Source organism: Pseudomonas sp. FBCC-B35 (assembly GCF_059133755.1).
In genome coordinates this window covers 405,744-424,486 of the sequence record NZ_CP101439.1, presented here as the reverse complement: position 1 = coordinate 424,486, position 18,743 = coordinate 405,744, and the positions used below count along the sequence as shown (strand labels likewise).

The 18,743-nt window shown below is 63.0% G+C and carries 17 protein-coding genes and 1 riboswitch; of the genes, 10 read left to right on the top strand and 7 right to left on the bottom strand.

Going from position 1 to position 18,743, the window contains the following annotated elements:
* The first annotated feature begins 29 nt into the window (after positions 1-29).
* The 4 genes from NMB38_RS01830 to NMB38_RS01815 all read left to right on the top strand — a co-directional run bounded on the left by NMB38_RS01830 (position 30) and on the right by NMB38_RS01815 (position 4,603).
* The gene (locus NMB38_RS01830; protein ID WP_027914015.1) at positions 30-1,022 is read left to right on the top strand and encodes an ArsR/SmtB family transcription factor; all 993 of its coding nucleotides are present in this window, start codon (positions 30-32) and stop codon (positions 1,020-1,022) included.
* Positions 1,023-1,040: 18 nt separating this feature from the next.
* Positions 1,041-2,231 (top strand): methionine adenosyltransferase, encoded by a 1,191-nt coding sequence (metK, locus tag NMB38_RS01825; protein WP_023532964.1) that lies wholly within the window; start codon positions 1,041-1,043, stop codon positions 2,229-2,231.
* 143 nt (positions 2,232-2,374) lie between these two features.
* Positions 2,375-4,072 carry an NAD-dependent DNA ligase LigB gene (ligB, locus tag NMB38_RS01820; protein WP_494354879.1) on the top strand — a complete coding sequence of 566 codons (1,698 nt, stop codon included), beginning with the start codon at positions 2,375-2,377 and terminating at the stop codon, positions 4,070-4,072.
* A 138-nt stretch (positions 4,073-4,210) separates the two neighbouring features.
* Entirely contained in the window at positions 4,211-4,603 is a 393-nt protein-coding gene (locus NMB38_RS01815) for a DUF1090 domain-containing protein (protein ID WP_027914017.1), read from the top strand.
* Positions 4,604-4,652: 49 nt separating this feature from the next.
* Here the strand turns inward: NMB38_RS01815 and NMB38_RS01810 are convergent, their stop codons facing one another.
* Complete coding sequence (locus NMB38_RS01810; protein WP_027914018.1) at positions 4,653-5,111, bottom strand: c-type cytochrome; 459 nt, start codon at positions 5,109-5,111, stop codon at positions 4,653-4,655.
* Between the two features lie 118 nt (positions 5,112-5,229).
* Here NMB38_RS01810 and mltA point away from each other — a divergent pair, with 118 nt between their 5' ends.
* Positions 5,230-6,381: a murein transglycosylase A gene (gene mltA, locus NMB38_RS01805; RefSeq protein ID WP_027914019.1), complete on the top strand. Its 1,152-nt coding sequence runs from the start codon at positions 5,230-5,232 to the stop codon at positions 6,379-6,381.
* Between the two features lie 27 nt (positions 6,382-6,408).
* On the opposite strand, the gene NMB38_RS01800 is transcribed toward mltA, so the two are convergent.
* Together NMB38_RS01800 and NMB38_RS01795 are read right to left on the bottom strand one after the other, a co-directional pair.
* Positions 6,409-6,795 carry an MAPEG family protein gene (locus NMB38_RS01800; RefSeq protein WP_023533046.1) on the bottom strand — a complete coding sequence of 129 codons (387 nt, stop codon included), beginning with the start codon at positions 6,793-6,795 and terminating at the stop codon, positions 6,409-6,411.
* Between the two features lie 27 nt (positions 6,796-6,822).
* Positions 6,823-7,656, bottom strand: a complete 834-nt coding sequence (locus tag NMB38_RS01795; RefSeq protein WP_028687247.1) for an EamA family transporter — start codon at positions 7,654-7,656, stop codon at positions 6,823-6,825.
* Between the two features lie 242 nt (positions 7,657-7,898).
* Between NMB38_RS01795 and NMB38_RS01790 the strand changes: the two genes are divergently transcribed.
* Positions 7,899-9,134: a cation:proton antiporter gene (locus NMB38_RS01790; protein ID WP_049696726.1), complete on the top strand. Its 1,236-nt coding sequence runs from the start codon at positions 7,899-7,901 to the stop codon at positions 9,132-9,134.
* A 35-nt stretch (positions 9,135-9,169) separates the two neighbouring features.
* Here the strand turns inward: NMB38_RS01790 and NMB38_RS01785 are convergent, their stop codons facing one another.
* Positions 9,170-9,571: an acyl-CoA thioesterase gene (locus NMB38_RS01785; protein ID WP_023533000.1), complete on the bottom strand. Its 402-nt coding sequence runs from the start codon at positions 9,569-9,571 to the stop codon at positions 9,170-9,172.
* Between the two features lie 178 nt (positions 9,572-9,749).
* A riboswitch (S-adenosyl-L-homocysteine riboswitch) is annotated at positions 9,750-9,846 on the top strand.
* Positions 9,847-9,866: 20 nt separating this feature from the next.
* On the opposite strand from NMB38_RS01785, the gene ahcY reads away from it, so the two are divergent.
* From ahcY to rhlE2, 4 genes are all read left to right on the top strand, one after another.
* Complete coding sequence (ahcY, locus tag NMB38_RS01780) at positions 9,867-11,276, top strand: adenosylhomocysteinase (RefSeq protein ID WP_027914022.1); 1,410 nt, start codon at positions 9,867-9,869, stop codon at positions 11,274-11,276.
* Positions 11,277-11,435: 159 nt separating this feature from the next.
* On the top strand, positions 11,436-12,281 hold the full coding sequence (gene metF / locus NMB38_RS01775) for a methylenetetrahydrofolate reductase [NAD(P)H] (protein WP_027914023.1): 846 nt from the start codon (positions 11,436-11,438) through the stop codon (positions 12,279-12,281).
* Positions 12,282-12,414: 133 nt separating this feature from the next.
* Positions 12,415-13,203 (top strand): substrate-binding periplasmic protein, encoded by a 789-nt coding sequence (locus tag NMB38_RS01770; RefSeq protein ID WP_027914024.1) that lies wholly within the window; start codon positions 12,415-12,417, stop codon positions 13,201-13,203.
* Positions 13,204-13,421: 218 nt separating this feature from the next.
* Positions 13,422-15,302: an RNA helicase RhlE2 gene (rhlE2, locus tag NMB38_RS01765; RefSeq protein ID WP_027914025.1), complete on the top strand. Its 1,881-nt coding sequence runs from the start codon at positions 13,422-13,424 to the stop codon at positions 15,300-15,302.
* Between the two features lie 49 nt (positions 15,303-15,351).
* Here rhlE2 and NMB38_RS01760 read toward each other — a convergent pair whose 3' ends face one another.
* The 3 genes from NMB38_RS01760 to NMB38_RS01750 form a co-directional block, all read right to left on the bottom strand.
* Positions 15,352-15,930: a YceI family protein gene (locus NMB38_RS01760; protein WP_027914026.1), complete on the bottom strand. Its 579-nt coding sequence runs from the start codon at positions 15,928-15,930 to the stop codon at positions 15,352-15,354.
* A gap of 34 nt (positions 15,931-15,964) precedes the next feature.
* Positions 15,965-16,516 (bottom strand): cytochrome b, encoded by a 552-nt coding sequence (locus NMB38_RS01755; protein WP_027914027.1) that lies wholly within the window; start codon positions 16,514-16,516, stop codon positions 15,965-15,967.
* 245 nt (positions 16,517-16,761) lie between these two features.
* Positions 16,762-18,648, bottom strand: a complete 1,887-nt coding sequence (locus tag NMB38_RS01750) for a flavin monoamine oxidase family protein (protein WP_494354878.1) — start codon at positions 18,646-18,648, stop codon at positions 16,762-16,764.
* Between the last annotated feature and the right edge of the window lie 95 nt (positions 18,649-18,743).

The following is an 18,743-nucleotide window of genomic DNA, read 5'->3' as shown; positions in this document are numbered from 1 at the left end:
GCAACGATGCCTGTCTAGACTCCCGCACCATGAACCTTCGTGCGCAAGCAATACCGGAACAACGCGAGGCACTGGCCGCCCTGTGCAAGGCCAGTGGCGACGAGTTGCGCCTGAATGTGCTGCGCGCCCTGGCCAACGATTCCTTCGGCGTGCTGGAGCTGGCGCAGATCTTCGACATCGGCCAGTCGGGCATGAGCCACCACCTCAAGGTGCTGGCCCAGGCCGACCTGGTAGCCACCCGTCGGGAAGGCAACGCCATTTTCTATCGCCGCGCCCTGCCCGACAGCTTGCGCTTGGGCGGACGCTTGCACGCCGCGCTGCTCGACGAGGTTGATGACCTGGCCTTGCCCGCCGAGGTGCAAGGCCGCATCGCCCAGGTGCAGCAGCGCCGCGCGGCAACCAGCCAGGACTTCTTCCTGCGCGTGGAAGAGCGCTTTCGCGCCCAGCAGGACCTGATCGCAGGCTTGCCGCAATATCGCGAGAGCCTGCTGGCGCTGCTCGACAAGCTGCATTTCGACCCAAGCGCCAGCGCGCTTGAGGTCGGCCCCGGCGATGGGGGGTTCCTTCCGGACCTGGCTCGGCGTTTTGCGCAGGTTACCGCGCTTGACAACAGCCCGACCATGCTCGAACTCGCCCGCCAGGTCTGTCAGCGCGAAGGGCTGGACAACGTGAACCTGCAGTTGGCCGATGCACTGGGTGCAACGGATGTGGTCGCCGACTGCGTTGTGCTGAACATGGTCCTGCATCATTTCAGCGATCCGGCCCTGGCGTTGTGCCAGCTGGCCAAACGGGTGAAGGCAGGCGGCAGCCTGTTGATCACCGAATTGTGCAGCCATGACCAGGGGTGGGCGCGGGAAGCCTGCGGCGACCTGTGGCTCGGCTTCGAACAGGACGACTTGGCCCGCTGGGCCAACGCGGCAGGCCTGTCCCACGGGGATAGCCTGTACGTAGGCCTGCGTAACGGTTTCCAGATCCAGGTCCGCCATTTCCAGCGGACGGCTGGCGACATACACCATCGGTAAATTTCAGGAACCTTCGAGATGAGCGAATACTCCCTTTTCACCTCCGAGTCCGTGTCCGAAGGGCATCCGGACAAAATCGCCGACCAGATTTCGGACGCCGTGCTGGACGCGATCATCGCCCAGGACAAGTACGCCCGCGTCGCCTGTGAAACGCTGGTCAAGACCGGCGTGGCGATCATTGCCGGCGAGGTGAGCACCTCGGCCTGGGTCGACCTCGAGGACCTGGTACGCAAGGTCATCATCGACATCGGCTACAACAGCTCCGACGTCGGCTTTGACGGTGCCACCTGCGCCGTGATGAACATCATCGGCAAGCAGTCGGTGGACATTGCCCAAGGCGTCGACCGTTCCAAGCCAGAAGACCAAGGCGCCGGTGACCAGGGCCTGATGTTCGGCTACGCCAGCAACGAGACCGAAGTGCTGATGCCAGCGCCGATCTGCTTCTCGCATCGCTTGGTCGAGCGTCAGGCCGAAGCACGCAAGTCCGGCCTGCTGCCCTGGCTGCGCCCGGATGCCAAGTCGCAGGTCACCTGCCGTTACGAAGGTGGCAAGGTCGTGGGTATCGATGCGGTGGTGCTGTCCACCCAGCATAACCCCGAGGTGTCGCAGAAAGACCTGCAGGAAGCGGTCATGGAGCTGATCGTCAAGCACACGCTGCCTGCCGAACTGCTGCACAAAGGTACCCAGTACCACATCAACCCGACGGGCAACTTCATCATCGGCGGCCCGGTCGGTGACTGCGGCCTGACCGGTCGCAAAATCATCGTCGACTCCTACGGTGGCATGGCCCGCCACGGCGGCGGCGCGTTCTCGGGCAAGGACCCGTCCAAGGTCGACCGTTCCGCCGCCTATGCCGGCCGCTACGTGGCCAAGAACATCGTCGCCGCCGGCCTGGCCGAGCGCTGCGAGATCCAGGTCTCGTATGCCATCGGCGTGGCCCAACCGACCTCCATCTCGATCAATACCTTCGGCACTGGCAAGGTGTCGGACGAGAAGATCATCCAGCTGGTGCGCGAGTGCTTCGATCTGCGTCCATACGCCATTACGACCATGCTCGACCTGCTGCACCCGATGTACCAGGAAACCGCTGCTTACGGCCACTTCGGTCGCACCCCGCAGCAGAAAACCGTGGGTGACGACACCTTCACCACCTTCACTTGGGAACGCACTGACCGCGCTGAAGCGCTGCGTGACGCTGCCGGCCTGTAATTTCCTACAGCGCTGAGCGAAAGCCCCTGCCGAGCAATCGGCAGGGGCTTTTTTGTGACATATCGCCTGACAAACCGCCCGAGGCGAACACCGTGAAAACCCCATAGGCTCGGCACACTTCAAGCCACGCAAGGAAGCGGGCCATGCCAATCGTATTGCTGCTGATCATGGTGGTGTTGCACCTGCCGCCGACCTGGGCCAACCCGTGCCCGGACTGGACACCGGCACGCTCACACGCACAGATCGCCCAACTGAGCGCAACGCTCGCCCATTGGGACGAACGTTATCACCGTGACGGCGTGGCACTGGTGGCCGATGAGCTGTATGACCAGAGCCGCGATCACCTGGCCATGTTGCAGCGCTGCGTTGGCCTTGCGACCGAGGCCTCGCCGCTGGCCAGGGCGGGCGGTCCGGTCGTCCATCCCGTGCCGCACACCAGCGTGCAGAAGCTGGCCGACTTCCGGCGGGTTGCCGGCTGGATGACTGGCAAGACCGACCTGTGGGTACAGCCAAAGGTCGATGGCGTGGCGGTGTCACTGATCTACCGCCAGGGCCGGCTGACCCAGTTGATCAGCCGAGGCGACGGGGTCCGGGGGCACGATTGGAGCCGCCATATCCCACAACTCGAAGGGATTGTCCGGCAGCTGCCCCGCCCGCTCGATCTGTCGCTGCAAGGCGAGCTCTACTTGCGCCTTGAAGGCCACATACAGGCAAGCGCAGGGGGCCTCAATGCCCGTGGCACGGTCGCCGGCCTGCTCGCTCGCCACCAGATCGACGAGGAACAAGGCGCCCGCCTCGGTCTGTTCGTCTGGGAGTGGCCCAAGGGGCCTGAACAGCAAACCGAGCGCCTGTCGCAGCTGGCCCAACTGGGCTTTGCGGACAGTCAGCGCTACAGCGTTGCGATAAACACCCCCGAAGAAGCTGCGCGGTGGCGGGACCACTGGTTCGGCACGCCGCTACCCTTCGCCAGCGATGGGGTGATCCTGCGCCAGGGCGAACGCCCGCCTGCCCAACGCTGGCAGGCCAAGGCGCCGTACTGGATCGCAGCCTGGAAATACCCCTACGCACAAAAATTGGCGCAGGTGCGCGAGGTGCGCTTCCAAATCGGACGCACAGGTAAGGTCACCCCCATCGTTCACGTCGAGCCGGTGACCCTCGATGACCGGCGCGTGACCCGTGTCAGCCTGGGCTCGCTGTCACGCTGGCAGGCATTGGACGTTCGTCCAGGCGACCAGATAGCCATCAGCCTGGCAGGGCTGACCATCCCCCGTTTCGACCAGATCGTGCATTACTCGGTCGAGCGCCAGCCAGTCACTGCACCGGCAGTCGACCAATACCATGCCCACAGCTGCTGGCGTGCCGGAGAAGGCTGTAATGAGCAGTTCATCGCTCGCCTCAGCTGGCTGGCCGGCAAACAAGGCCTGGCCCTGCCAGGAACGGGCCCAGGAACCTGGCGACGGCTGGTCGAGGCAGGCCTGGTTTCGACGATGACCGACTGGCTGGAGCTCGATGCCGGGCGCCTGCAACAGGTGCCAGGCATCAGCACCCTGAGGGCAGCCCAGTTGCTGGCCGCCTTCGAACAGGCCCGCTTGCGTCCATTCACACAATGGGTTCGCGGTATCGGGACACCTATCGGCAAGGGGGTGGCGCTGCCCGGTGACTGGCCGACGGTGGTTGCCCAGACGCGTGGGCAGTGGCAAGCCCAGCCTGGCATCGGCTCGAAACGGGCGGACGAACTTGCGCGATTCTTCGCCAGCGCCGAGGTGCAAGCCATTGGGTCACATCTGGCCGGGCAAGGTGTAGACGGGTTCTCGGAGCAGCCGCTCAGGCCTGAGCAATGATTATTTACCAAAAAAACTGTAGGAAAAGCCGGAGATTTAGCGGCCCAGTCTTATCAAGGGTTCCTAAATGGCCAAAACCAAGGCAGGATTTCCATCCAGAATTTTTCTCGTTGCCCTGCCCCGTCCAGGAGGCTTTTCATGAAACGCTTTTCTTCCCTTTTTCTGCTCGCGGCCTTGGGCCTGGGCGCAGGCGCTGCACAGGCAGCCGCGCCCGATGCCGGCCTGACCGGTTGCGATGCCAAGCGCAGCGCGATCGAGAACCAGCTCAAGATCGCCCGTGAGCACGGCAATGCCGCGCAGGCGGCCGGGCTGGAGGAGGCCTTGCGTGGCGTGGCCAACTGCACCGAGGCCAGCCTGCGCAAAGAGCGTGAGCAGAAGGTGCTCGATGCGCGCCATGAGGTGGCCCAGCGGGAGAAGGACCTGAAAAAGGCCGAGAAGAAAGGCGACGCCGAAAAAATCAACAAGCGCAAGGACAAGCTCGCCGAGTCCCGCAAGGAACTGCAGGACGCGGTAGACGACCTTGACCGCTGAGGCCAGCGCCTGAGGCGGCGCACGGGCCAGCCGCCGCCTGCCGCGTCATTCAATGGTTACGAAATTCGCTGTGGCACGCCCGGCATGCGTTTTCGACCTTGTCCATGGGTGCCTTCAACTGCGCAGCGTCCAGCGACGGCTGGCGGGTCGCTTGCACCAGCGCTCCGGTAGCTGCCTCCAGCTGCCGGGCCAGGTCTTGAAAGCGCGCCTGCCGTTGCCACACCTCGGGTCGCGCCGCGCTGCCTTCGCCCTCGGGTACCTGCGCAAAGTGCTGCCAGGGTTGGTGAGACAGCGTATCCAGGGTGTCCGCCCCTTGGGCGAAGCGACCGGCGTCGAACGGCAGTCGACCACGCAACATGCCGCCCAGGTCCTCGCTTGTCTTGAGCATGTCCTTGAAGATGGCCTTGCGCTTGCCCAGTGGGGAGTTGGGGTCAACGCCCCCGCAACCTGTCAGGCCACTACCCAAGGTCAATGCTGCAAGCACCACAACGCCCAACCGCTTAAACATCTCGCCTACCCATGCCTGGAAAAAGGGCCGGCCAGTATCGCTGCCAATAGGCGAAAGACCAATAGCCACATAAAAAACAAGGGTGAACTGCGTGTTCGTCCATGACAGGAATACACCGATGAAACATGCCTTGCGCCACCTGGCCTGGACACTCCCGCTACTGGCCTTGCTGGCCGGCTGCGACAACGACCAGACGGCAAAGCCCGAGCCCCACGCCATCGCAACCTACGCGCCTGGTACCTGGAAAGACCTGCCCACGGTCAGCGACGAAGACCTGCTCGCCGGTTTCTATGCCTGGCGCAGCGGCTGCGAAAAGCTCAAGCGCGACCCGGTCTGGGCGGCCACCTGTGAAGCCGCTGGGAGCCAGCCGGCAAGCGCTGCACAGGTGCGCACCTTTCTCGAGCAGAACCTGGAGGTCTATGGCCTGCGTTCGGCTGACAACAGTGCCAACGGCTTGATCACCGGCTATTACGAACCTGTCTACCCTGGCAGCCTGACCCCCTCTGCCACCTATGATGTGGCGGTCTACGGCCCTCCCGAAGACATGATCACGGTGGACCTGGCCAGCGTGTACCCCGAACTCAAGGGCAAGCGCCTGCGTGGTCGCCTCGAAGGGCGCGTGCTCAAGCCCTACGACACTGCTGAGGTCATCAACCGCAACGGCGCCAAGGCCCCGGTACTGGCCTGGCTGACCGACCCGATGGACTTGCAGTTCCTGCAGATCCAGGGCTCTGGTCGCGTCCAATTGGAGGACGGGCGCCAGCTGCGCCTGGGTTACGCTGACCAGAACGGTCATCCGTATCGTCCGATTGGCCGCTGGCTGGTCGAGCAAGGGCAGCTGAAAAAAGAAGATGTGAGCATGGGCGCCATTCATGCGTGGGCCCAGTCCAACCCTTCACGGGTTCCCGAATTGCTGGCCAGCAACCCCAGCTACGTGTTCTTCAGCACGCGCCCCGACAGCAACGAAGGGCCACGTGGCTCGCTCAACGTTCCACTGACGGCAGGCTACAGCGTGGCTATCGACCGCAAGGTCATCCCGCTTGGCAGCCTGCTGTGGCTATCGACCACCCGACCGGACGGCAGCCCCGTTGTGCGCCCGGTCGCGGCCCAGGACACTGGGGGCGCTATCGCAGGCGAGGTTCGCGCCGACCTGTTCTGGGGGACCGGCCAGGCAGCCGGAGACCTGGCCGGGAACATGAAGCAGCAGGGCCAGATCTGGATGCTGTGGCCCAAGGGCCAACCGCTGCCTGAAGTGCCCAAGGTCCCGTGACGGGGGCCTCGGCACCGGGCGATGCGGTCAGGCCGAGACCACGAAGAACGCCACGATGATCGCAAGGCCAGCGAACCAGACCAGCGAGCGCAGTGCCGCCCAGTCGGCGAGGTAGCAGATGATGTAGAGCAGCCGACTGGTGATGTACATCACACCCAGCACATCCTGGGTCACCTGTTCGGCGTTGCCGACGATGTCTGCCACCAGCACAGCGGCGGCGAATGCCGGAAAGGCTTCATAACCGTTCTGCTGGGCTGAGTGCGCGCGGCGCGGCAGCCCCGACAGGGTATCGAGGAAGGCGCGCGGGTCATGGTTGTGCTTCAAGCCGAACCGGCCGCTCGCCAGCTTGGCGATCAGCGCACAGAGCGGCGGCAGGATCAGCGCGATCAGGATGCACCACAGGGCAACGGTCATGGACAGGGTTCCTCATTTGTCATTCGGTCAGAGCTTCATTACCAGCATACCTGCCAGTACCAGCCCGCAAGCTAGGAGTCTTGGCCCGCCGAAAGGTTCTTTGAGGTAGCGCATCCCCAGCAACACCACAAGGATCACGCTCAGCTCGCGCAGCGCCGCTGCCTCGGCCACCGACCCCAGGTGCATCGCCCAGAGCACCAGGGCATAACTGAACAGCACGCACAGGCCGACGGCAAGGCCCAGCCGCCACTGGGTTTTCCAGAACAGCACGAACGGTGCCCGTCGCGCCACTGCGGCCAGCGCGGGGAATTGCCAGGCACTGAGCAGCGTCAGCCACACCAAGTAGTCCCATGGCTTGCCCCATTCGCGCACGGCCTGACCGTCGAACCAGGTATAGCACCCGATGCACAGCCCGATCAGGGCCACCACCGGCAACATCGACCACGGCAGCCGGTCTCCGCCACCGCCCTGCCACAACAGGCAGGCCATGCCACAGGGAATCAGCAGAATGCCGATGATCTGCTGCTGGCTCAGGGGTTCTCCGGCAAACGCCAGGGTCAGCGCCAGTACGACCAGAGGCGACAGCCCACGCATCAGCGGGTAGACCAGGCCCAGGTCACCCACGCGGTACGCCTTGATCAGCAGCCAGCGGTACAGCTGCTCGGCAAACGCCGAAGCCAGCAACCAGGGCCAGATACCGGCAGGCGGGATGTCGACGAAAGCCACCGCAGGCATCACCAGGGCCAGGGCCACCGTGTCCATGCTGGCAATGACCAGCAGGCGCTCGCCGCTGAATTTGATCAGGGTGTTCCAGGTCGCATGAAGCAAGGCAGCGATCAGCACCAGAGACGTGGCCAACACGCGGTGGGTCCTCAAGGGGTTACCGGACGCAGACTATAAGCCCTGGCCAGGTGAGCGCGTCAATCACGAAGCGGCCTCGCCACCCCCTGTTACAGCCCGCCCACCGCCTTTGGCAGGGCGCTAATGGGAACGATTAATGCAAAATCGGTCAAACCCTGTGCCCCGAACCCCTCGTCAGGTCATCAAAGAGCTGCCCGAGTCATTCGGGTGACGACTTGGAAGCCACTGTTACAGGAATCGGGATGCTTGAATTAGTTGCCGCGTTTATCTGCCTTACCACCCTTCTCACCTATGTGAACTACCGATTCATCGGCCTGCCACCTGCGATCGGCGTGATGGTCACGGCCTTGCTGTTCTCGCTCATGCTTCAGGCATTGAGCCTGATCGGCTTTCCTGGCCTGGAAGCCCGCGTCGAAGCGCTGATGAACCAGATCGACTTCAATGACCTGCTGATGCACTGGATGCTGGCGTTCCTGCTGTTCGCCGGTGCCTTGCACGTGAACTTGTCCGACCTGCGCAGCTACCGCTGGCCCATCGGCCTGCTGGCGACCGTGGGCGTGCTGATCGCCACCGTGGTCATCGGCTACCTGTCGCACTGGGTGTTCGCGATGTTCGGCTGGCAGGTGCCGCTGATCTACTGCCTGCTGTTCGGCGCGCTCATCTCGCCGACCGACCCGATTGCGGTGTTGGGCGCCCTGCGTACGGCCAATGCTCCTAAACCCCTGAAGACCACCATCGTCGGCGAGTCGCTGTTCAACGACGGTACTGCCGTTGTGGTCTTCACCGTGCTGCTTGGCATCATCCAGCTCGGTGAAACCCCGAGTGTCGCCGACACGGCGCTGCTGTTCGTTCGCGAGGCCATCGGTGGCGTGTTGTTTGGCGGTGTGATCGGCTACGCCACCTACCGCATGATCAAGAGTGTGGAGCAATACCAGGTCGAGGTCATGCTGACCCTGGCGCTGGTGATCGGTGGCTCGGCGATGTGCTATGAGTTGCACGTCTCGGCCCCTATCGCGATGGTGGTGGCGGGCCTGATCATCGGCAACCTGGGGCGCAACCTGGCGATGAACGACATGACCCGTCGCTACATGGACGGTTTCTGGGAGTTGATCGACGATATGCTCAACGCGCTGCTGTTCGCGTTGATCGGCCTGGAGCTGCTGTTGCTGCCTTTCAACTGGCTGCACATGGCCGCCGGCAGTGTATTGGCGCTGGCCGTGCTGCTCTCGCGCCTGCTGACCGTGGCGCCGGCCATCGTGTTGCTGCGGCGTTGGCGCCCGGTGCCCAAGGGCACGGTGCGGGTGCTGACCTGGGGTGGCCTGCGTGGTGGAGTATCGGTAGCCCTGGCGCTGTCGTTGCCTTTGGGTGAAGAGCGTGACCTGCTGCTGTCGATCACCTACATCGTGGTGCTGTCCTCGATCCTGGTGCAGGGCCTGAGCATCGGCAAGGTGGTACGCAGGGTCAGCGTACAACCCTGAAAGAAGCGGGGCTGCACCCTGCAGCCCCCAGACCGTCACTCCACGGCGGAGTCGGGGAACTGGTCCTGCACGTACTTGATTTCGGTACGCCCGTGGGGCGCAGGCAGCCCGTCCTCGCCCAGGTTCACGAAGACCATGCGTTCGACGGTCAGGATGCTCTTGCGCGTGATCTTGTTGCGCACTTCGCAGCGCAGCGTGATCGAGGTGCGGCCGAACTCGGTGGCGGTGATGCCCAGTTCGATGATGTCGCCCTTGCGCGAGGCACTGACGAAATTGATTTCGGACATGTACTTGGTCACCACGCGCTGGTTGCCCAGCTGCACGATGGCATAGATGGCCGCTTCCTCGTCGATCCAGCGCAGCAGGCTGCCACCGAACAGCGTGCCGTTGGGGTTGAGGTCTTCGGGTTTAACCCATTTGCGGGTGTGGAAGTTCATCGGGACTCCTGAGCATCCTGGCTTGCGTAAAACGATGATGGCAGAGCGGCCAGCGCCGCTCCACCCAACATCGACTATCGTCTCGATTAATCGACAGAAAACCTTGGGGATGGTGCCGCACCCGGCTATAATCGTGGCCGTTTTACATGGCCGTCCACAGCGGCGCCATGCCCGCCACCTGTCCGAGGGGCGCTGCAGCAGGCTCGACCTGTCAGGCTCGGATGGGGCGTTGTCCGCTCCCGCGGACGCTCAACGCACAACGGCGCCCATTCGCACACTACGAATGGAGGCTCTGATGAGCGCTGCAAACATGCCTGCTGGTTTTACCGATTTCAAAGTTGCCGACATCTCCCTGGCCGCCTGGGGCCGTCGCGAAACCATCATCGCCGAATCGGAAATGCCTGCGCTGATGGGCCTGCGCCGCAAGTACCAAGCCGAGCAACCGCTCAAGGGTGCCAAGATCCTGGGCTGCATCCACATGACCATCCAGACTGCCGTGCTGATCGAAACCCTGGTCGCCCTGGGTGCCGAAGTGCGCTGGTCGTCGTGCAACATCTTCTCCACCCAGGACCAGGCCGCCGCCTCCATCGCAGCCGCCGGTATCCCGGTCTTCGCCTGGAAGGGTGAAACCGAGCAGGAATACGAATGGTGCCTGGAGCAGACCATCCTCAAGGACGGCCAGCCCTGGGACGCCAACATGGTCCTGGACGACGGTGGCGACCTGACCGAACTGCTGCACAAGAAGTACCCACAGGTGCTCGAGCGCGTCCACGGCGTGACCGAAGAAACCACCACCGGCGTGCACCGCCTGCTGGACATGCTGGCCAAAGGCGAGCTGAAGGTTCCGGCCATCAACGTCAACGACTCGGTCACCAAGAGCAAGAACGACAACAAGTACGGCTGCCGTCACAGCCTGAACGATGCCATCAAGCGCGGTACCGACCACCTGCTGTCGGGCAAGCAGGCGCTGGTGATCGGCTACGGTGACGTGGGCAAGGGCTCGGCTCAGTCGCTGCGTCAGGAAGGCATGATCGTCAAGGTCACCGAAGTCGACCCCATCTGCGCGATGCAGGCGTGCATGGACGGTTTCGAAGTGGTATCGCCCTTCCTCGATGGCCTGAACGATGGCACCGAAGCCAGTGTCGACAAGGCGCTGCTGGGCAAGATCGACCTGATCGTCACCACCACCGGTAACGTGAACGTCTGCGACGCCAACATGCTCAAGGCCCTGAAAAAGCGTGCCGTTGTCTGCAACATCGGTCACTTCGACAACGAAATCGACACGGCCTTCATGCGCAAGAACTGGGCATGGGAAGAGGTCAAGCCGCAGGTGCACAAGATCCACCGTACCGGCGCCGGCAGCTTCGATCCTCAGAACGACGACTACCTGATCCTGCTGGCCGAAGGCCGCCTGGTCAACCTGGGCAATGCCACTGGCCACCCAAGCCGCATCATGGATGGCTCCTTCGCCAACCAGGTCCTGGCACAGATCTTCCTGTTCGAGCAGAAGTACGCCGACCTGTCGGCCGAGAAGAAAGCCGAGCGCCTGACGGTCGAAGTGCTGCCCAAGAAGCTCGACGAAGAAGTGGCCCTGGAAATGGTCCGCGGTTTCGGCGGCGTGGTCACCCAGTTGACCAAGCAGCAGGCCGACTACATCGGCGTAACCGTTGAAGGCCCGTTCAAGCCAGACGCCTACCGTTACTGATCGGTACGCTTCAAGCGCCAGGCAGTGCCAGACCGTGGCATTGCCGCTTGAAGTGCACGCCTGAAAGAAACGTGAACGATGCCAGGCCAGGTCGGCCATCACCGACCTGGCTTCTACTTGCAGCTTGCAGCTTTGGGCTTGCTGTTAGAGGAACGAGTGATGTCACAAGAACGCCGTTACAGTTTCGAGTTCTTCCCGACCAAAACCGACGCAGGTCATGAAAAGCTGATGGGCGTGGCGCGCCAGTTGGCCGCCTGCAACCCTGACTTCTTCTCCTGCACCTACGGCGCCGGCGGTTCCACCCGCGACCGCACGCTCAACACGGTATTGCAGCTGGAAAGCCAAGTGCAGGTGCCGGCTGCGCCCCACCTCTCGTGCGTAGGCGATACCAAGGCCGAGTTGCGCGCGCTGCTGGCCGAGTACAAGCAAGTCGGCATCAAGCGTATCGTCGCACTGCGCGGTGACCTGCCTTCGGGCATGGGCATGGCCAGTGGCGAGCTGCGTTATGCCAGTGACCTGGTCGAGTTCATCCGTCAGGAAACGGGTGACCATTTCCACCTCGAAGTCGCCGCCTACCCCGAGATGCATCCACAGGCACGCAACTTCGAAGCCGATCTGGCCAATTTCGCGCACAAGGTCAAGGCCGGTGCCGACAGCGCCATCACCCAGTACTTCTTCAACGCCGACAGCTACTTCTACTTCGTCGAGCGAGCCCAGAAGCTGGGCGTGGACATCCCCGTGGTGCCCGGCATCATGCCGATCACCAACTACAGCAAGCTGGCGCGTTTCTCCGACGCTTGCGGCGCCGAAATTCCACGCTGGATTCGCAAACAGCTCGAAGCCTATGCGGACGATACGGCCAGCATCCAGGCCTTCGGTGAAGAAGTCATCACCCGCATGTGCGAGGAGCTGCTGCAAGGCGGTGCACCGAGCCTGCACTTCTACACCTTGAACCAGGCAGAACCGAGCATGGCGATCTGGAACAACCTCCAGCCGTCTCGTTGAAGCCCGATGGACCACGTGCTGGTAGCTGACCGGCGCCTGGTTCATACGCACGTGTCGCAGGCCCCACCTGCGGCGCCCTGCCTCGCCCAATCCGGCACTGGTCTTGACCTGGCCGAGCGCGTAATCTCCGGGCATGCCAATCTCCGCCCGTCTGATCTGGATCCTGCTGCTTTTTTGCCTCAGCCCGTTCGCGCTGGGCGAGCGCTTGCGCCTGGTAAGCGATGACTGGGCACCCTATGTCTACCAGCAAAACGGCCAGCCGCGTGGCATCGACTACGAGGTCACGACCGAGGTATTGCGTCGTCTTGGGTACGAGGTCCAATGGCAGTTCATGCCCTTCAAGCGGTGCCTGGCAATGATCGAGCAGGGCCAGGCCGACGGCATCATGGATGTCTTCCAGGTCGAGTCCCGCCACCCTTATTTGCTGTATGTCCCGGAACCCATGTCCACGGCCGAGTTGATCCTGTTCCAGACCAAGGCTCGCCGCCATGAGGTATCGAGCCTGGATGCGCTGGCCGGCCTGACCGTGGGCACCTCGCCAGGCTACAACTACAGTGCGGCGTTCAATGAGGCTACCTTCTTCAAGCGCGAAGCGGCGCCGACCCATGAAGCGAACTTTGGCAAGCTGGCGCTGGGGCGCATAGACCTTGCGATTACCGACCGCAGGGTCGGCCTGCATGTCATCCGGCTCATGGGTCTGGAGCAGCAGATCGAAGCCTTGCCGCTTGTCGTCAGTCGCCAGCCCCAGTACCTGGGCCTGGCCCGCAAGCCTGGGCGTGAGGTACTGGCCCAGGCCTTTGCCGAGGAACTGCGGCGATTCAAGCAGGAACCGGCCTACGCGGCCATCATGGACCACTACACACACGACCCTGAGAACCTTGCGAACGCCGTTGAGCAGCAGGAAAGCAGCACAGCGCGCTAGCTCTGTTATACTCGGGCCTTCCCGCCCGGCTCACGCCCGGACGCTCGGCCTCGCAACAGGCATCCCGATCGGCATCGACGCACTCTGGCGTCAGCCCTCCGTTTCCCGGATGTGCAGTGAAAGCCCAGCTGGACCGGACGCGATCGCATCATGCCGATGCCCGTCGCGCCAGGCAGAACATCCCTACGGGCCCAGCCCACACGAGAACAGGATTGCCCATGTCCTTTGCTTCCCTCGGTCTCTCCGAGGCTCTTGTCCGCGCCATTGAAGCCGCGGGCTATACCCAGCCGACCCCCGTGCAACAGCGGGCAGTTCCCGCCGTGTTGCAAGGCCGCGACCTGATGGTCGCCGCACAGACCGGTACCGGTAAGACCGGCGGTTTCGCCCTGCCGATTCTCGAACGTCTGTTCCCGGCAGGTCACCCGGACAAATCCCAGCGCCATGGCCCCCGTCAGCCACGGGTCCTGGTACTGACCCCTACCCGCGAACTGGCGGCCCAGGTGCACGACAGCTTCAAGCTGTATGCCCGCGACCTGCCGCTGGTCAGTGCGTGCGTCTTCGGCGGCGTCGGCATGAACCCGCAGGTGCAGGCCATTGCCAAGGGCGTCGACGTCCTGGTTGCCTGCCCTGGTCGCCTGCTCGATCTGGCCGGTCAAGGCAAGGTCGACCTGGCCCATGTAGAAATTCTGGTATTGGATGAAGCTGACCGCATGCTCGACATGGGCTTCATCCACGACGTCAAGAAAGTGCTGGCCCGCCTGCCTGCCAAACGCCAGAACCTGTTGTTCTCGGCCACGTTCTCCAAGGACATCACTGACCTTGCCGACAAGCTCCTGCACAACCCGGAGCGCATCGAGGTCACCCCGCCAAACACCACCGTCGAGCGCATCGAGCAGCGTGTCTACCGCCTGCCGGCCAGCCACAAGCGTGCCCTGCTGGCGCACTTGATCACCCTGGGTGCGTGGGAGCAGGTACTGGTCTTCACCCGTACCAAGCATGGCGCCAACCGCCTGGCCGAGTACCTGGAAAAGCACGGCCTGACTGCCGCAGCCATCCATGGCAACAAGAGCCAGAACGCACGCACCAAGGCCTTGGCTGACTTCAAGGCCAACAACATTCGCGTGCTGGTCGCCACCGACATCGCCGCCCGTGGCCTGGACATCGACCAACTGCCCCACGTCGTCAACTTCGAGCTGCCCAACGTCGAAGAAGATTACGTGCACCGCATTGGCCGTACTGGCCGCGCCGGTCGCTCTGGCGAGGCCATTTCCCTGGTGGCACCTGACGAGGAGAAACTGCTCAAGAGTATCGAGCGCGTGACCCGTCAGAAGATCGCTGACGGCGACCTGATGGGCTTCGATGCCAGCCAGGTCGAGGCCGAGAAGCCTGAAGTCCGCGAACGCCAGCAGCCCAATGGCCGTGGCGGTCGTGGTCAGCAGGCCCGCGGCGAGGGCAGCAAGGACGCCAACGGTGGCCGCAAGGATAAGGGCAAGGACAAGGGCAAAACCCGCCAGCAGGCTGCGGACAAACCCGCTGACAAGGAAAAGTCCGGCGACAGGCAGCAACAGCCGCGCAAGCCACGTGACAAGAAGCCTCGTCAGCAACAGGCCAGCAACGCGACCCCTCCGGCCATGCAGCCCAACCGCGATCCGGAAGAGTTTCTGGATGACGATGTGGATAACTTCGGTAACCGGGCTGACTACGTGAGCCCGTACCAGAATGGCAAGGGCCAAGGCCGCAACCGTCGCCCAGCCGGTAATGGTAGTCAACCGCAAGGAGGTACGCCGCGTACCAATGCCGGTGGTCAAGGCCGCAACAACGGTCAACCCCGTACTGGCGGTGGTGAGAAACGCCCGCCTCGTGCCAATAATGGCGGCACTGCTCGTCGTGACGGCGGCGCGCGTGGTGGTCGCCCACCGCGTGACGCAGCTGCCCGCCAGGAACCGGCCGTAGGCAACACGCGCCAGCCACAGCATCAGCCTGTGATCATCCGCAAGGAATCCAAGCTGGACCGTTATCCGACCCCCGAGCAGTTGGACGATCTACCAAGCCGTCCGCGGGGCGAACGCCCGGCACTGCTGACCCGCAAGGGGTCGTAAACGAAAACGGGGCCGCAAGCGGCCCCGTTTTTCATTCGGCTGACACGTATTACTTCTGCTTCACGCCTTCGACACTGATATCCAGATCCAGCGTCTGCGAGGTTGGGCCTGGGCCTTTGATGCCGAAGTCATTCAGGTTCAAGGTGGTGGTGGCATTGAAGCCAGCGCGCTCACCGCCCCATGGGTCCTTGCCTTCACCGTTGAAGGTGGCCTTGAAAGTCACCGGCTTGGTCACGCCGTGCAGGGTCAGGTCACCCATGACGTCAGCGGTCTTGTCACCGGTGGACTTGACGCTGGTGGACACGAACTTGGCATCCGGATACTTCTTAACGTCCAGGAAGTCGGGGCTGGCAATGTGCTTGTCACGCTCGGCGTGGTTCGACCACAGGCTGGCGGTTTTCAGGTCGACACTGATCTTGCTGGCTTCAGGCTTGGCACTGTCCCACGTGAAGTTACCGTCGAAATCCTTGAACGTACCGTGAATGAAGCTGTAGCCCAGGTGGCTGATCTTCCAGTCCACGAAAGCGTGCTGGCCTTCCTTGTCGATCTTGTACTCGGCTGCCATGGCCTGGCCAGCGGAGAACAGAGCAGTACCGAGCGCCAGAGCGGCAAAAGTCTTTTTCAACATCGTTACTTCCTTCCTTTGCGATTGAGGTTGAGCGTCAAGCTTTGCGGCCCAGCATACGCATGAGGGTCGCGTCACGGTCGATGAAATGGTGCTTGAGTGCGGCCAGGGCATGCAACCCCGCAAAAACCACCACCCCCCACGCCAGCCACAGGTGGATGACACCGGCCAGATCCGCCTGGTCTGGCAGATTGCTGACCAGGGCAGGCACCTCGAACAGGCCAAACACCGGGATCCCCACGCCGTCGGCGGTGGAAATCAGGTAACCGGCAATCATCACGGCGAACAACCCCAGGTACAGGGCCAGATGCCCCAGCTTGGCACCCAATCGGGTGAGCGGGCCATAACTGGCAAGTGCCGGCGGCGGCGGGCTCACAAAACGCCACAGCACGCGCAACAGCATCACCGCCAGCAGCATCAGACCAATGCTTTTATGCAGGTCTGGGCCGGCCTTGCGCCATGGGTCATAGTAGTCGAGCCCGACCATCCACAACCCGAGGCCGAAAAGACTGAAGACGGTCAGCGCCACGCCCCAGTGCATGAGAATGCTGACAGCGCCGTAACGTGAAGATGAATTGCGCACTTGCATGTTGGCGTTCTTCCCCGTGAAAGCTATGCAAAGACTAGCGTCAAACGTATCGAATAAAAGCGGAAAAACTTGCTTTGGATTATCAACAAATCCGATAGCAATTTTCATAGAAGGCTATTAAGGAAACGTTAACGCCGATATCAGGCAGCGAGCGCTTCGATCAATGCGCATGGCACAGGGCTCAGTCGAGTGGCTGAGCCCTGCGGTTAGGCGCCGCCGGGGCGGTGCCGGGCAGGCCGGCGGTATCAGCTCGCTTTGGCCTGGCTATCGGTCAAAGGCTTCTTGGCTGGCGCCGGCTTGGTAGCCGCTTTTTTGCTGTCGGCAGGCTTGTGAGCTGGCTTGTGGGCCGATTTGGCCGCTGGCTTGTGGGCCGGCGCCTGCTTGACCGGGGCGGCCTTGGTGGCTGCTGCCTTGACGGCGGGCGCCGGGCTGGCCGGTGCCTGTTGTGGCGCTTGCGCTGCAGGCTGCGCGACGGGGGGTGCTACAGGTGCTACGTCAGCGGCCTTTGCCGCCGGTTGAGGCTCTGGCGCTGGGGTTTCCTTGGCGCCGAACAGCCGAGCGAAGAACCCTGGCTTCTTCTGACCCGTCGCGTCGGTTGATTGGGCCTCAGGCTTGGCCGGCGCTTGGTCGCCTGCCTTGTCTTTGTTGGACGCGCCGCCGAAGAGGTTGGTGAAGAAATTGCCCTTGCTCTTGGCCGCTGCCGCACCTGCTGCGGCTGTCGCGGCAGCCGGCACGGCCTTGACTGGGTCGAACGACTTGCCGGCCAGCAGGTCCTGCACTTGGCCGGCAGCCCGTTGACCGCTACGCAGTGCGCCTTCAAGCGTGCCTGGGTACAGGGCATCGGTGTGCTCACCGGCAAACGCGATGCGTTGCACCGGGCGCTCCCAAAGACGCCAGTACTTGCTGATCTGGCCAGGTCCATAGGCCAGGTAGGCACCCCCGGTGCCGGCATCGGCGCTGTAGCGCTTGACTTCATAGCCGGTGAAGGCGCCGCGGGCCTGAGGATAGAAGGTGTGCAGGCGAATGAGCACCTGGTCGACCATTTGCTTGTCGCCAAAGGCCTGCAGCAGGCGGGCGTTGTCGCCGGAAAGGTTGATCACCACATTGGCACCGCCCTTGAGGGCCGGCTCGATCCACAACATGCCCAGGCCGGTATTGCTGAAGATCTCGCCCGACATGCGCGCCCGGCTTTCCCACACCGGTTTCTTGAACTTGAGCATGACCTGGTCGCGCCAGCCGTAGTTGGTGCCCTTGAGCGCCGCCACATGCTGGTTATCCAGGCCAGGTGTCATCTGGATCTTGGCCAGTGCGCGCAGGGGCACGGCCATCACCACGTAATCGGCGCGATAACCCACGCTGCCGACTTTCACGGTGACGCCATCCTTGTCCTGAACGATTGCACTTACCGGCGAGTCGGTCTTGATGGTCTTCAGTTGCTTGACGAATGCCTGCGCCAACACCGGGCTGCCGCCAGGAAGCCGCGCTGCACGCAGGTCACGGTCGCTCACGTCACGGTAGACGCGGTTCTGCTGAGCGAAATACAACAGCGACAAGCGCGATGGCTCGTCGTAGCGGCTGCGGATCTGCTGGTTGACCAGCTGACGGGCGGTGGCAGGCAGCTGCAACTTGTCCAGCCAGGAGGATACGTTGATCTGGTCCAGGGCGAACAGGGTGCTGGTCGCCTGGGGGTTGAGCGGATCGTCGATCGAACGGGCCAGGTCGTCCAGGGTTTTCTCGTAGCGCTTGAGGGCTTCGGCCGTGGCCGGCTGCTTGAGGGCCAGGTCTGCGGCGCTGAAATACTCGCCATCGATCAGGTAGCCAGGGGTGCGCACGAATTCCGGCGCTGGCAGCGTGTCGAGCTTGAAGCGATCAACGTACTGGTTGAGTACAGGCTGCGCCTTGGTATTGCCGATCCATTCGCTGGTGGCCAGGCCCGAGCGGCCGCCCATGCCTGCCTTGGCTTCGAGCAAGGTCACCTGCCAGCCCTTGTTCTGCAGCTCATAAGCTGCGGTCAGGCCTGCCATGCCGCCACCCACGACGATTGCCGTGGGCATCTTGTCACTCGCCAGCGCGGCACCGCTGGAAACACCAATCAATACCAACGCGCACAGGCGCACCCAAGCAGCAGCCATGTTGGCGAACTCCGAGTCAAAGGTTGCAGAAAACAGAGAGAGGCGGGATGCCCCGAGAGAGGCGCTAGAATACGTCACCGCTGCCAGGGCTGCCA

Excerpts from the sequence above, each read along its gene's own strand:
- NMB38_RS01830 (WP_027914015.1), top strand. The coding sequence starts at position 30 with ATGAACCTTCGTGCGCAAGCAATACCGGAACAACGCGAGGCACTGGCC.
- metK (WP_023532964.1), top strand. The coding sequence starts at position 1,041 with ATGAGCGAATACTCCCTTTTCACCTCCGAGTCCGTGTCCGAAGGGCAT.
- ligB (WP_494354879.1), top strand. The coding sequence starts at position 2,375 with ATGCCAATCGTATTGCTGCTGATCATGGTGGTGTTGCACCTGCCGCCG.
- NMB38_RS01815 (WP_027914017.1), top strand. The coding sequence starts at position 4,211 with ATGAAACGCTTTTCTTCCCTTTTTCTGCTCGCGGCCTTGGGCCTGGGC.
- NMB38_RS01810 (WP_027914018.1), bottom strand. The coding sequence starts at position 5,111 with ATGTTTAAGCGGTTGGGCGTTGTGGTGCTTGCAGCATTGACCTTGGGT.
- mltA (WP_027914019.1), top strand. The coding sequence starts at position 5,230 with ATGAAACATGCCTTGCGCCACCTGGCCTGGACACTCCCGCTACTGGCC.
- NMB38_RS01800 (WP_023533046.1), bottom strand. The coding sequence starts at position 6,795 with ATGACCGTTGCCCTGTGGTGCATCCTGATCGCGCTGATCCTGCCGCCG.
- NMB38_RS01790 (WP_049696726.1), top strand. The coding sequence starts at position 7,899 with ATGCTTGAATTAGTTGCCGCGTTTATCTGCCTTACCACCCTTCTCACC.
- NMB38_RS01785 (WP_023533000.1), bottom strand. The coding sequence starts at position 9,571 with ATGAACTTCCACACCCGCAAATGGGTTAAACCCGAAGACCTCAACCCC.
- ahcY (WP_027914022.1), top strand. The coding sequence starts at position 9,867 with ATGAGCGCTGCAAACATGCCTGCTGGTTTTACCGATTTCAAAGTTGCC.
- metF (WP_027914023.1), top strand. The coding sequence starts at position 11,436 with ATGTCACAAGAACGCCGTTACAGTTTCGAGTTCTTCCCGACCAAAACC.
- NMB38_RS01770 (WP_027914024.1), top strand. The coding sequence starts at position 12,415 with ATGCCAATCTCCGCCCGTCTGATCTGGATCCTGCTGCTTTTTTGCCTC.
- rhlE2 (WP_027914025.1), top strand. The coding sequence starts at position 13,422 with ATGTCCTTTGCTTCCCTCGGTCTCTCCGAGGCTCTTGTCCGCGCCATT.
- NMB38_RS01760 (WP_027914026.1), bottom strand. The coding sequence starts at position 15,930 with ATGTTGAAAAAGACTTTTGCCGCTCTGGCGCTCGGTACTGCTCTGTTC.
- NMB38_RS01755 (WP_027914027.1), bottom strand. The coding sequence starts at position 16,516 with ATGCAAGTGCGCAATTCATCTTCACGTTACGGCGCTGTCAGCATTCTC.
- NMB38_RS01750 (WP_494354878.1), bottom strand. The coding sequence starts at position 18,648 with ATGGCTGCTGCTTGGGTGCGCCTGTGCGCGTTGGTATTGATTGGTGTT.